Source organism: Salmonella sp. NW177 (assembly GCF_051811585.1).
Classification (GTDB): Bacteria; Pseudomonadota; Gammaproteobacteria; order Enterobacterales; family Enterobacteriaceae; genus Salmonella; species Salmonella enterica.
This window is the reverse complement of the sequence record NZ_JAMMZV010000002.1, coordinates 349095-362014: the sequence shown is the minus strand read 5'-3', so window position 1 is coordinate 362014 and position 12920 is coordinate 349095. Positions and strand designations below refer to the sequence as shown.

Annotated in this window: 10 protein-coding genes; 6 read left to right on the top strand and 4 right to left on the bottom strand. The window is 54.1% G+C overall.

Annotated elements, in window-relative coordinates:
* Window positions 1-135: 135 nt before the first annotated feature.
* Window positions 136-2382, bottom strand: coding sequence for a phosphoenolpyruvate--protein phosphotransferase (ptsP, locus tag NA986_RS08450; protein ID WP_000957887.1), 2247 nt, complete (start codon window positions 2380-2382; stop codon window positions 136-138).
* Between the two features lie 12 nt (window positions 2383-2394).
* Complete coding sequence (gene rppH, locus NA986_RS08445; RefSeq protein ID WP_000564481.1) at window positions 2395-2925, bottom strand: RNA pyrophosphohydrolase; 531 nt, start codon at window positions 2923-2925, stop codon at window positions 2395-2397.
* A 682-nt stretch (window positions 2926-3607) separates the two neighbouring features.
* On the opposite strand from rppH, the gene mutH reads away from it, so the two are divergent.
* From mutH to NA986_RS08425, 4 genes are all read left to right on the top strand, one after another.
* Entirely contained in the window at window positions 3608-4303 is a 696-nt protein-coding gene (mutH, locus tag NA986_RS08440; protein ID WP_001274930.1) for a DNA mismatch repair endonuclease MutH, read from the top strand.
* A gap of 181 nt (window positions 4304-4484) precedes the next feature.
* On the top strand, window positions 4485-5198 hold the full coding sequence (locus NA986_RS08435) for a TerC family protein (protein ID WP_023216773.1): 714 nt from the start codon (window positions 4485-4487) through the stop codon (window positions 5196-5198).
* A 169-nt stretch (window positions 5199-5367) separates the two neighbouring features.
* Complete coding sequence (locus NA986_RS08430) at window positions 5368-5586, top strand: YgdI/YgdR family lipoprotein (protein WP_000758662.1); 219 nt, start codon at window positions 5368-5370, stop codon at window positions 5584-5586.
* A gap of 190 nt (window positions 5587-5776) precedes the next feature.
* A complete protein-coding gene (locus NA986_RS08425) occupies window positions 5777-6817 on the top strand; it encodes an NADP(H)-dependent aldo-keto reductase (RefSeq protein ID WP_000558960.1) in 1041 nt (346 codons plus the stop codon).
* Between the two features lie 86 nt (window positions 6818-6903).
* Here the strand turns inward: NA986_RS08425 and lplT are convergent, their stop codons facing one another.
* Window positions 6904-8106, bottom strand: a complete 1203-nt coding sequence (gene lplT / locus NA986_RS08420; protein ID WP_023216774.1) for a lysophospholipid transporter LplT — start codon at window positions 8104-8106, stop codon at window positions 6904-6906.
* Window positions 8099-10258 (bottom strand): bifunctional acyl-ACP--phospholipid O-acyltransferase/long-chain-fatty-acid--ACP ligase, encoded by a 2160-nt coding sequence (gene aas / locus NA986_RS08415; RefSeq protein ID WP_070793833.1) that lies wholly within the window; start codon window positions 10256-10258, stop codon window positions 8099-8101. Before aas ends, lplT begins: the two co-directional genes overlap by 8 nt.
* 592 nt (window positions 10259-10850) lie before the next feature.
* Here aas and galR point away from each other — a divergent pair.
* Both galR and NA986_RS08405 read left to right on the top strand, forming a co-directional pair.
* Complete coding sequence (gene galR, locus NA986_RS08410) at window positions 10851-11879, top strand: HTH-type transcriptional regulator GalR (protein WP_000201030.1); 1029 nt, start codon at window positions 10851-10853, stop codon at window positions 11877-11879.
* Window positions 11880-11889: 10 nt separating this feature from the next.
* Complete coding sequence (locus NA986_RS08405) at window positions 11890-12912, top strand: LacI family DNA-binding transcriptional regulator (protein WP_077957175.1); 1023 nt, start codon at window positions 11890-11892, stop codon at window positions 12910-12912.
* The last annotated feature ends 8 nt before the right edge of the window (window positions 12913-12920 follow it).

Genomic DNA, 12920 nt, shown 5'->3' with positions numbered 1-12920 from the left:
TGCGAATAATAGCACAAGGGTTAAAAGCGAGATGCCGATTACCGTTAAAAGATATGTATACGCATTGTCTTTCATCTTGCAGGCGTGTTGTCTGCGCCGTGAATCCACAGTCACTCTCTTTTCCCGCTCCAGTCGTTACAACCCTCCTCGAATCAATCCCCCCATCCCGCGGCGCTCCATAAACGCCGCCACCTGATGACGCACTTCGGTCGCCATCTGCGCCTCAAGGCTGCGTCTGGCAAGGGTTTGCGCATCTTCAAAATCGATATGCCGCAGCAGATATTTCACACGCGCTACCGAACGGCCATTCATCGAAAGATGGCGATATCCCAGACCGATAAGAATCGCCACGCACATCGGATCGCCCGCCATCTCGCCGCACAAGCGAAGATCGAGACCATGTTTTTCGGCTTCCTGCGCAATCATGGACAGTGCGCGCAGCATAGCCGGATGCAAACTGTCATAAATACTGGCCACGCGGGTATTGTTACGATCTACCGCCAGGATATATTGCGTTAAATCGTTGGTGCCGACCGAGATAAAGTCGATCCGGTTAGCCAGATGCGGCAGCATAAATACCATGGACGGCACTTCCAGCATAATGCCGATACGCGGTTTCGGGATCGCATAGCCGATCATCTCCTCGACCTCGCGCCCGGCGCGTTCGATCAGACGCCGCGCTTCATCGACTTCATCAATACTGGTGACCATCGGCAACAAAATGCTGAGGTTGCCAGTCGCCGCATTGGCGCGCAGCATCGCGCGGACCTGGATCAAAAAGATCTCCGGCTGATCCAGCGTAATGCGGATCCCGCGCCAGCCCAGACACGGGTTCTCCTCGCTGATCGGCATATAGGGCAGTTGCTTATCCGCTCCCACATCCAGGGTCCGCAGCGTCACCGGTTTATCGTTAAACATTTGCAGCATCCCTTGATACTGCGCCACCTGCTCTTCTTCCGAGGGAAACCCGCTTTGCAGCATAAAGGGAATTTCAGTACGGTACAGGCCGATACCGTCGATCCGACTGCCTAACTTTTCCTCATGCTCGGGGCTGAGCCCGGCATTCAGCATCACTTTGACTCGCTCGCCGCTTTTCAGTTGGGCGGGAAGATTGACGTCGTCCTCCGCCAGACGACTGAGTTCTATCTCTTCACTAATGAGTCGCTGATATTCCTGAATAAGCACGGGTTCAGGATCGACCAGTAATTCACCGCGATAGCCATCCACCACCAACGTACGGCGATGTAGCACCGAAGGCTGGATATCCGCGCCCATGACGGTCGGGATACCGAGCGCGCGCACCATAATCGCCGCATGCGAGTTTGCCGCGCCGTCGCGCACTACAACGCCCGCCAGCCTGTCCTGCGGCAGCTCCGCCAGGGTGGTCGCCGACAGCTCATCCGCGACCAGAATAAAACGTTCCGGCCAGGCGTTTGGCCCCTGAACTGAATCATCAAGGTGGAATAACAGCCGCTGCCCCAGCGTGCGTAAGTCTCCCGCACGTTCTTTGAGGTAGTTATCGGTTAGCGCCGCAAATTGCTCGGCAAATTTTTCGATGATTTTTTTAACGGCCCACTCCGCAACAGCGCCTTTGTCGACCTCGGCGAAGAGTTCGCGACGCAGTCTGGCATCTGAAAGCAGGTGTGAGTACAGATCGAAAATGGCCGCCGTCTCTTTTTGCGCGCCGGCGGCAAAGCGTTTGCTGTATCGTCGGAACTCGTTCGCCGCCTCTTCCAGCGCGCCGGTCAGTCGTTCGCGTTCAAGAGAGGTATCCAGCGTAGACGCTTCGTAAACCTGTTCCATCAGCGGCATGGTCGCGTCTTGCCAGCCCGTTGCGATAGCCACGCCCGGCGCCGCAGGAAGCGCGCGGATTCGCGTCTGCCGGTATTGCCCGAACAGCGCTGTGACCTGCGACTGTGACAGGATAGCCGCCATCTGCGTAGCGAGCGTGACGAGGAAAGACTCTTCGCTTTCATCGTACTGGCGCAATTCGCGCTGCTGTACGACCAGCACGCCGAGAAGTTGGCGACGCTGAATGATCGGCACGCCGAGAAACGCGCGAAAACGCTCCTCTTTTACCGAAGGAATGTATTTAAAGCTGGGATGTTTTTGCGCATCGGCAAGGTTAATGGGTTCCGCCAGTCTGCCCACCAGACCGACGATCCCCTCATCAAACGCAAGCGCAACGGTTCGACCACGCGGTTTTTTCAACCCCCGCGTCGCCATCAGGTAATAACAGCGTCGGTCATGATCGGCCAGGTAAACCGAGCAAACCTCAGTATCCATCGCAAGACAGATATCCGTGACCAGAATATTCAGCGCCTCGTTCAGACGCGGCGCACTGGCCACTTTTTCGACTATTTCGCGCAGGCGAGTGAGCATAATTTGCGTGGCTTAACCTCTTTTACGTCGATAAGCAGGCGCGCTTTGTAGCTTAGGAGGATTATCCTGAAGCGCCATGACAACACTTGCAAACTCTTTCATTACCCTGCGGTAGACATCGCGTTTAAATGACACCACTTGTCGAACCGGATACCAGTAACTTACCCAGCGCCAGCCGTCAAACTCCGGCGTACTGCTGGTTTGCATATTGATTTCGGCGTCGGCGCTCATTAACTGCAAAAGAAACCACTTTTGTTTCTGGCCGATACATACCGGCTTTGTGTCCCAACGCACCAAACGTTTTGGTAACTTGTAACGCAACCAGTTGCGAGTAGAAGCAAGGATCCGCACATCTTTACGGCTTAACCCAACTTCTTCAAACAGTTCCCGGTACATCGCCTGTTCTGCCGACTCCCCTGGATTTATCCCGCCCTGCGGGAACTGCCAGGAGTGCTGACCAAATCGCCGGGCCCACATCACCTGCCCCTGACGATTACAAATTACGATACCTACATTTGGGCGGTAGCCATCGTCATCAATCACCGGACTACCTCAACATAAACCTTATATATGAACGATTGTTTCATACTCCAGTGAGGCGGTAAACCACTCTGTAATAGTGACACAGCCTAATAACAATTGAATAACTCACAGTAAATAGCCGAGTTATAAACAGATGATGACGCCCTTGCGCCATTTTATTCACCTTTTCTGTGGATATAGTTGTGAAGAAGTATGGAATTACCACGGGAAAACCCAGAACAGTCTGAATTCCTCATGCGGAAAACAGTAAAAATAGTGCCTTATATTCATTGTGTTATAGACAAATCTTACATACCACCTTCATAAAGCGTGACCAGCATCACATCTAAGATCCTTATGCTGATGAAAGATCAACCAGCGTCGGTTTTATCCACAGATTGTGCCAATAACTTACGCACTATTTGTCTGAATTTTCGATTTTCGTCGCACGTCAAGGCTGTAAATGGAAACAGTAGTGGCGGTTTTACACAGTTATCCCAACTTTCTGTGGATAACATAGTGTAAGATCCTGTTTATTGTCAGTGACCAGAATTGGAAAACCCGCTTCAGCGTTGCGCAACACGAAGAAACAACACAAAAAAGGCAATAAAAATCAGTCTATTGAATATAAGACACAGAAAAAGATAAACTCTGCCCATACGGTATAAAATCGCTGCTTATTTTTTGACCTAAGGTAATTGTCATGTCCGCTCTTTGTCCGCTACTGACTCCGCCTGCTTCGGAAGCATTGCTGTTAGCCCAGGCGCGGCAGCTTTCCGGCTATACGTTAGGCGAGCTGGCGGCGATGGCCGGCATTACCACGCCTAAAGATTTGAAGCGAGACAAAGGCTGGATCGGCGTCTTGCTGGAGATCTGGCTCGGCGCCAGCGCCGGGAGCAAGCCGGAGCAGGATTTCGCCGCGTTAGGCGTAGAACTGAAAACCATCCCGGTGGATAGTCTGGGTCGTCCTCTGGAAACAACCTTTGTTTGCGTGGCGCCGTTAACCGGTAACAGCGGCGTGACCTGGGAGACAAGTCACGTACGGCATAAATTGAAGCGCGTGCTATGGGTGCCTGTCGAAGGCGATCGCAGCATACCGTTAGCCGAACGCCGCGTAGGTTCGCCGCTACTCTGGAGTCCGAGTGAAGAAGAGGACAGGCAGCTACGCCTCGACTGGGAAGAGCTGATGGACATGATAGTGCTGGGCCAGGTGGAACGCATTACCGCCCGTCATGGCGAAGTCTTACAACTGCGGCCCAAAGCCGCCAATGCCAGGGCGCTCACCGAGGCTATCGGCGCGCGCGGGGAACCTATTTTGACGCTACCGCGTGGATTTTATCTGAAAAAAAATTTTACGCAGGCGCTGCTGGCTCGCCATTTTTTATTGCAGAATCCGTAACGTCCATTACACGCAAATGCGCCTCCGCTATGGCTACGCATCGGGCCGACGCCGGATAAACGTAAGCGTATTGTCGCCGCTATTTTACACCGTTCCTGGTTGCGCAAATTCAGCCTGGGCTTTCGCCCGTCACTCGACGGGCCTATAATTACCGCTTCTTTTTTTGGCAGGACTTTGTTCGATGTTATTTGCATGGATAACCGATCCTAATGCCTGGCTGGCGCTCGGTACGCTGACGCTGCTGGAGATTGTACTTGGGATCGACAACATTATTTTTCTTTCTCTGGTGGTAGCAAAACTTCCTACGGCGCAACGAAACCACGCACGGCGGCTTGGGTTGGCGGCGGCGATGGTCATGCGCCTGGCGCTGCTGGCGTCAATCGCCTGGGTCACTCGTCTGACTAATCCGCTGTTTGAGCTTTTCGGCGAAGCGATTTCCGCCCGCGATCTCATTCTGTTACTGGGCGGGTTATTTTTAATGTGGAAAGCCAGCAAGGAGATCCATGAGTCCATCGAAGGCGAAGAAGAAGGGTTAAAAACCCGGGTTTCTTCTTTCCTGGGCGCAATTGTACAGATTATGCTGCTGGATATTATTTTCAGCCTTGATTCAGTTATCACAGCGGTTGGCCTCTCCGATCATCTGTTTATTATGATGGCGGCAGTCGTTATTGCCGTGGGCGTCATGATGTTTGCGGCACGGCCCATCGGCGAGTTTGTCGATCGCCATCCGTCGGTAAAAATGCTGGCGCTCTCCTTTCTGATCCTGGTTGGCTTTACCCTGATTCTGGAAAGTTTCGACGTTCACGTTCCGAAAGGGTATATCTATTTCGCCATGTTCTTCTCTATCGCAGTAGAGAGCCTGAACCTGTTGCGTAATAAAAAGAATCCGCTGTAATCCTGTGTCGCTCCCCCGCCGGGGAGCGAATACTCACTTTATTTCCTTTCTTCTCACAGATTAAGATTTTGCTGCTTCCGACATGCAGAGCTGCGCGTTATTACTAGACTATTATCAGACATATGATTAACAGACTATTATCAGATGCAAGCTATGTGAGGACAAACGGATGAAAAAGTGGGCAGTTGTAATTTCCGCAGTAGGGTTGGCTTTTGCGGTATCCGGATGCAGCAGCGATTATGTAATGGCGACGAAAGATGGTCGTATGATCCTGACCGATGGAAAACCACAAGTTGACGATGATACCGGTCTGGTCAGCTATACCGATGCACAGGGAAACGAGATGCAAATCAACCGTGACGAAGTGTCTCAAATCATCGAACGTTAAGCGGTGGCCTGTGATCGAGGTCAGCGTTCTGCAAGCCTCCAGGCTGCGTCCCGTAACGGTGCGTGGCGACCACGCCCGGTAACAATTACGCCGCGCAGCCTGCAATTTTACTTTCCCTTTTGCCTTCCCTCTGCCATTTTTATTGTCCTTTGTCGGGAATTTCTGACTTCATAATAAAAAGGAAACGGCTATGCACTATCACCGTATACCCCACAGCTCGCTCGAAGTAAGTACGCTAGGGCTGGGCACAATGACATTTGGTGAACAAAACAGCGAAGCCGACGCTCACGCACAGCTCGACTATGCCATCGCAAATGGCATTAACCTTATCGACGCCGCCGAGATGTATCCGGTACCGCCGCGCCCGGAAACACAAGGGCTGACGGAGTCCTATATCGGTAACTGGCTCGCCAAACGCGGCAACCGTGAAAAACTGATCATCGCCAGCAAAGTCAGCGGACCGGCACGTAATAATGATCAAGGCATCCGGCCTCATCAGGCGCTGGATCGTAAAAATATTCGCGAAGCGCTACACGACAGTTTGACCCGATTGCAGACCGACTATCTGGATTTGTATCAGGTGCACTGGCCGCAGCGCCCCACTAACTGCTTCGGTAAACTCGGCTATAACTGGACGGACTCCACGCCAGTAGTAAGTCTGCTGGAGACGTTAGACGCGCTAAGTGAGTTTCAGCGAGCGGGTAAGATTCGTTATATTGGCGTTTCAAATGAGACAGCGTTTGGCGTTATGCGCTATCTGCATCTGGCGGAAAAACATGACCTGCCGCGTATTGTCACGATCCAGAACCCCTATAGCCTGTTAAACCGCAGTTACGAGGTCGGGCTGGCGGAAGTCAGCCAGTATGAAGGTGTTGAATTGCTCGCCTACTCCTGTCTGGCGTTTGGCACATTAACCGGTAAATACCTGAACGGGGCCAAACCCGCAGGCGCGCGGAATACCTTGTTCAGCCGCTTCACACGTTACAGCGGCGAACAGGCGCAAAAAGCCGTTGCCGCCTACGTCGATATCGCGAAGCGTCACAATCTTGATCCGGCGCAGATGGCGCTGGCCTTTGTTCGCCGCCAGCCGTTTGTCGCCAGTACGTTACTGGGCGCAACCACGATGGCGCAGCTCAAGACGAATGTGGAAAGTCTGCATCTGACGTTAAGCGAAGAGGTCCTGGCGGAGATTGAGGCGGCGCACCAGGTTTATACCTATCCGGCGCCGTGATAGTCAGTGCCCGGTGGCGCTACGCTTCCGGGCTTACAGAGACAATGTAAGCCGGATAACGCGCGCTCGCCGCCCGGCATATTCACTCAGTATGATGCCTGCCGGCGCTGCCAGATCCACAGCGCCGCGATCGCCAGCGCGAACAGCACGCCAAAGCCGATACCTATCGCCACTGCCGGAACGCCAACCAGCACCGCCAGCGAGTACAGTCCCAGCATTAATAGCATGGCGCTATTCTCGCCCAGATTTTGTACGGCAATGGCATTCCCGGCGCCAACGCTCTTCTTACCGCGCTCCTGGAGCAAAGCGTTGAGCGGCACCACAAAAAAGCCGCCCAGCATACCTATCAATAACAACAAGGCATAAGCAGGCAGCAATGCGTGCTGTAATGAGAAGATCGCAACCACAACGCCAATCAAAATCCCGGCGGGCATACAGCGCGATACGGTCTCCAGCGTCACCAGTTTTGCCGCCGCGCCCGCGCCGACCACAATGCCTACCGCCACCATGGCGTTCAGGTAAGTCGGCGTGGCGTTATCCGTAATACCCAGCGCCACCGGCACCCACAGCACCAGCAGAAAACGCAGCGTCACGCCTGCGCCCCAGAATAGCCCGGTCCCCACCAGCGAAAACCGCGTTTCACCGTTACGCCAAAGGACAACGCAAGCGCTGAAGAAGCTACGCGTCATCGTCGACAACCGCCAGGATTGTCCTGGACGCGCCGCCACAAGCTTCGGGATAAACAGGTTCGCCGCCACTGCGCCAGCGTAGGCCAACGCGCAGGCAACCAGCGCAGCGATGACATGCCAGTCGGCCAATACGCCGCCCGCGACGGAACCGAGCAAAATCGCCGCAATCGTAGAGGCTTCCATCAGGCCATTGGCTTTCACCAGCTTATCGCCCGTCGTCAGTTCGCCCAGAATACCGTATTTCGCCGGAGAATAAGCCGCCGCGCCAATCCCGACCAACGTATAACCGACAAAAGGATTTACGCCGAGGCAGATACCTGCCGCTCCCGCCAGTTTAAGACCATTGGCGACCATCATCACCCGGCCTTTGGCAAAGCTGTCCGCTATCTGGCCGACAAACGGCGCAAAAAGAATGTAAGCGCCCACAAACACCATTTGCAAAACAGGCTGGCTCCAGTCCGGGTAAAACTGAGCTTTCAGCAGTGCCAGCGTCGCGAACAGCAGCGCATTATCGCCAAAAGCCGAGAGAAACTGCGCGACAATCACCGACAGCATCCCTTTCGACCAGATGGAAGTGTTAGTACGTACTGACTCACTCATGATGTTGTTCCGGCGCATCCACCCAACTTTTCAGCGTCACAAAATCGGGTTTCCCGCTGCCAAGCAAGGGAAGCTGCTTCAGATAACGGATATCACGCGGGACGGCAAGTTCCGGAATACCGTGTTCACGGGCATAGTGCTGTAACTTTTCTCGGGTGAGTTCGCTGTCAGTCGTAAACAGTACCAGCGCTTCACCTTTGCTGGCATCGCTTTTAATGGCGGTAGCGTGCATTTTGTCCGCCGAAACGCCAAGCGCCAGTTGCTCGACCATCTCCAGCGAGACCATTTCGCCAGCAATTTTCGCAAAGCGTTTCGCGCGCCCCTGAATCTGCACAAAACCATTTTCATCGAAGCGTACAATATCGCCCGTGTCGTACCAGCCGCGCTCGGTTTCGCCTCTGGCGTTTTCCGCCGACGGCACCTCCAGCACGCCCGGTTTTTCCACGCGCAGATAGCCATTCATGATATTCGGCCCTTTCAGCTGTAGCCGACCGCCGTTTTCAATACCGGGCACCGCCAGCAGACGCGCGTCCATGCCAGGCAGAATGCGGCCAACAGTGCCAGGCTTAGCCGCCATCGGCACGTTAATCGAGACTACTGGCGCGCATTCCGTTACCCCGTAGCCCTCAAGAATGCGCAGACCGAATTTATCCTGCCACAGTTGTTTGGTGCTCTCCTGAAGTTTTTCCGCACCGGCCACCACATAGCGCAGGCGATAAAAATCATACGGATTGGCAAAGCGCGCATAGTTGCCGAGGAAGGTTGACGTACCAAACAGCACGGTACAGTTACGGTCATAGACCAGTTCCGGCACAATGCGATAGTGCAGCGGACTTGGATAAAGAAACACTTCCGCGCCGGTCAACAACGGCGTAAACAGGCCCACCGTCAAACCGAACGAGTGAAAGAGCGGCAGCGCCGACATAAAACGGTCATTGGCGGTGAAATCCGCAATCGTTTTTATCTGCTCGACGTTCGCCAGAATGCTTTTATGGCTGTGCACCACCCCTTTCGGGTGCCCTTCCGAGCCGGAAGTAAAAAGAATGATCGCCGCGTCTTCCGGCTGCTGTTTTACCTGCGCCAGTCGCGGCGCCAGGAGGTGGGCAAAAATCCACAGCTTGTCGGCGAGTGTGACGTCCGCTTTTAAATCTTCCAGGTAAACCCAGCGAACCTGCGTTAGCTGTTCCGGCAGGTGCCACAATTTACCTTTATCGAGGAACTGGCGGGAGGTAAAAATCGTTTTAATTTCCGCCGCGGTAATCGCGCTGGTCAGCCCTTTTACCCCCGCTGTGTAGTTCATCATGGCCGGAATGCGGCGACGAGAAACCGCGCCGAAAATCACCGCCGCGCTGATGGCGGCATTCGGCAGCATTAAACCGATTTTCTCGCCCTCAACGCTGTACTTTTCCAGAATCCGGCCAACAAAAAGCGTCTTGGTCAGTAACTTACGATACGTATCCGTCGTAAAGTTAATGTCCTCAATACAGTTTTTACCCGCGCCGTAACGATATTGCGCCGCCAGCAACGATTCGTATAACGTCTCGCGCGGGCGCACCGCCATACGCGCTTCCATCATGATCTGGTGCAGCATCTCACCCGCTATCTTACGTCTGTCGCGCGCGCGCGGCGCTTCCGGCATCGGTATTTGCGTCGGCGGTAAAATATGAAGCTGAATACGGGGGAATAAGCGCCGTTTAACCAGACCTTTCAGGCGGCTGAAAGGGGTAAGCTCCGCGCCGTCAATGCGGAGCGGAATGACGGTTGCGCCCGATTTTGCCGCCACAAAGCCTGCGCCGTCATAAATTTTCATCAGCGAGCCGGTCACGGAAATCCGCCCTTCCGGGAAAATCACCACTGGACGCCCCTGCTCCACCAGACGCACCAGGTGTTTAATGGACATGGGTTTAGTGGGATCGAGCGGTACAAAATCGATCAGCGGCGTTAACCAGCGCATATACCATTGCTGGCTGATGGAGGTATATACCGCAAAGACAGGCCGTACCGGCAAAAACAGCGCCAGTAGCATACCATCGATAAATGAAACGTGATTGGGGGTAATTAAGACCCGGTTCCCCTGTAGCGCCCGGACATCGCCAGTGACGCGCACACGATAAAGCACGCGAAACAGGTTACGGAAAAATCCAAACAGCATTTCAACTCCCTTTGGCCGACAATTCGCTAAAACATGAATTGTGGCAGATTACACGAGTTGCGTAACAGGAGCGATAGCAAAATAGGTTCGAAAAAAAACCTGCGCATCCGCGCAGGTTGGTGCAAGAGACAGGTACGAAGAGCGTACCGAATAATCTCACCAATCAATACCTCTGGGATCTTGATTGTGGGCTTCGCGCGTCTGCATCGCCAGTCCGAAAACGCAAAGGAATAAACGGAAATGCAACGAGTTGTGTAAATTATCCGTTACTGTTACAGGTTCAGGCGAAACAAAAAAAAACCTGCGCATCTCTACGCAGGTTGGTGTAATTCGTGTGATCAACAATGACGTTGATTCCACCTATCAATACCTCTGGGATCACCACTCTATCAACCTGACTCGCTGGCCTGCCAGCAGACAATCGCAACAGCGCTTCGCAAACTGTAACGAAAGATTTGTATTGTCACTTTACAGACGCATTTCTCCCGTGCAGGTCACATTTGCCCGACACGGCGGGGCAAGAGGCTTGAACAGAGGTTCATTTTCCGTAAAACTGGCGTAATGTAAGCGTTTACCCACTATAGGTATTATCATGGCGACCATAAAAGATGTAGCCCGACTGGCCGGTGTTTCAGTCGCCACCGTTTCTCGCGTTATTAACGATTCGCCAAAAGCCAGCGAAGCGTCCCGGCTGGCGGTAACCAGCGCAATGGAGTCCCTGAGCTATCACCCTAACGCCAACGCGCGCGCGCTGGCACAGCAGGCAACGGAAACCCTCGGTCTGGTGGTCGGCGACGTTTCCGATCCTTTTTTCGGCGCGATGGTGAAAGCCGTTGAACAGGTGGCGTATCACACCGGCAATTTTTTACTGATTGGCAACGGGTATCATAACGAACAAAAAGAGCGTCAGGCTATTGAACAGTTGATTCGTCATCGTTGCGCAGCGTTAGTGGTACACGCCAAAATGATTCCGGATGCGGACCTGGCCTCATTAATGAAGCAAATCCCCGGCATGGTGCTGATTAACCGCATTTTACCGGGGTTAGAACATCGCTGTGTCGCGCTGGATGACCGTTACGGGGCATGGCTGGCGACCCGGCATCTGATCCAGCAAGGTCATACGCGTATTGGGTATATCTGTTCCAATCACACTATCTCTGATGCCGAAGATCGCCTGAGGGGCTATTACGATGCGCTGGCGGAAAGCCATATCCCGGCTAACGATCGGCTGGTGACGTTCGGCGAACCGGATGAAAGCGGCGGCGAGCAGGCGATGACTGAGTTATTAGGTCGCGGCAGAAATTTTACCGCAGTGGCCTGCTATAACGACTCGATGGCGGCTGGCGCGATGGGAGTATTAAATGATAATGGCGTGGGGGTGCCGGGCGAAGTATCGCTCATCGGTTTTGATGATGTACTGGTCTCACGCTATGTGCGTCCCCGACTGACCACCATTCGGTATCCGATCGTCACCATGGCGACACAGGCGGCGGAACTGGCGTTAGCGCTGGCAGGGAAATGCCCTACGCCGGAAGTGACCCATGTATTTAGTCCGACACTGGTACGCCGACATTCGGTATCCACGCCGACGGATACCGGGCACCTGTCGACAACCGATTAATCAGGGTAGCATGATGGCGACAATGCTGGATGTTTCCCGCCATGCGGGCGTATCAAAGGCCACCGTCTCACGAGTGCTGAATGGGACGGGGCAGGTAAAAGAAAGCACGCGCCAGAAAGTGTTTACGGCGATGCAGGCTCTGGACTATCGCCCCAACCTACTGGCACGCTCGCTGGCGAATCGCACCAGCAACAGCATCGGTCTGGTCGTCTCTACGTTTGACGGCTTCTATTTCGGCAGTTTGTTGCGCCGGGCGTCGCGCCAGGCGGAGTTTCATAACAAGCAGTTGATCGTCACCGATGGTCACGATACGCCGGAACGAGAGCAGAAAGCCGTACAAATGTTGGCCGACAGACAGTGCGACGCTATTATTCTTTACACTCGCTATATGGATGAGCCGGCGATTTTGTCGTTGATTGACGCCACGGAAATGCCGCTGGTGATTATTAATCGCAACGTCACTCAGGCCCGCGATCGCGCTATTTTCTTCGAGCAGGAGACGGCGGCATTCCAGGCGGTGGAATATCTGATTACGCAGGGCCATCGCGATATCGCCTGTATTACGCTGCCTGTTCATACTCCCACCGGCACATCACGCGTAGCGGGTTATCGCAAGGCGCTGGAAAAATATGGCATCCCCTGGCAACCGGCAAAAGTGAAATACGGCGATTACACGCTGACGCGCGGCTATGACGCCTGCCGGGAATTACTGGAGGAAGGCGTCACGTTTAGCGCGCTATTCGCCTGTAATGATGACACGGCGCTGGGCGCGGCAAAAGCGCTGCGCCAGGCCGGATTACGCATCCCGCAGGATGTGTCGCTGTTTGGTTTTGACGATGCGCCGGGCGCAACCTGGCTTGAACCGGGGCTTTCAACAGTCTATTTACCCATCGAGGATATGATAGCCACCGCGATCGATCAGGCCGTTCGTCTGGCGAACAGCGAGCCGGTCGCCCCGATCCCACCCTTTACCGGCACGCTGATTCTGCGTGAGTCCGTCTCCGCGGGCCCGTTTTTTCAACGTCCGGCCTAATGATGCGC

Excerpts from the sequence above, each read along its gene's own strand:
- ptsP (WP_000957887.1), bottom strand. The coding sequence starts at position 2,382 with ATGCTCACTCGCCTGCGCGAAATAGTCGAAAAAGTGGCCAGTGCGCCG.
- mutH (WP_001274930.1), top strand. The coding sequence starts at position 3,608 with ATGTCCGCTCTTTGTCCGCTACTGACTCCGCCTGCTTCGGAAGCATTG.
- NA986_RS08435 (WP_023216773.1), top strand. The coding sequence starts at position 4,485 with ATGTTATTTGCATGGATAACCGATCCTAATGCCTGGCTGGCGCTCGGT.
- NA986_RS08430 (WP_000758662.1), top strand. The coding sequence starts at position 5,368 with ATGAAAAAGTGGGCAGTTGTAATTTCCGCAGTAGGGTTGGCTTTTGCG.
- NA986_RS08425 (WP_000558960.1), top strand. The coding sequence starts at position 5,777 with ATGCACTATCACCGTATACCCCACAGCTCGCTCGAAGTAAGTACGCTA.
- lplT (WP_023216774.1), bottom strand. The coding sequence starts at position 8,106 with ATGAGTGAGTCAGTACGTACTAACACTTCCATCTGGTCGAAAGGGATG.
- aas (WP_070793833.1), bottom strand. The coding sequence starts at position 10,258 with ATGCTGTTTGGATTTTTCCGTAACCTGTTTCGCGTGCTTTATCGTGTG.
- galR (WP_000201030.1), top strand. The coding sequence starts at position 10,851 with ATGGCGACCATAAAAGATGTAGCCCGACTGGCCGGTGTTTCAGTCGCC.
- NA986_RS08405 (WP_077957175.1), top strand. The coding sequence starts at position 11,890 with ATGATGGCGACAATGCTGGATGTTTCCCGCCATGCGGGCGTATCAAAG.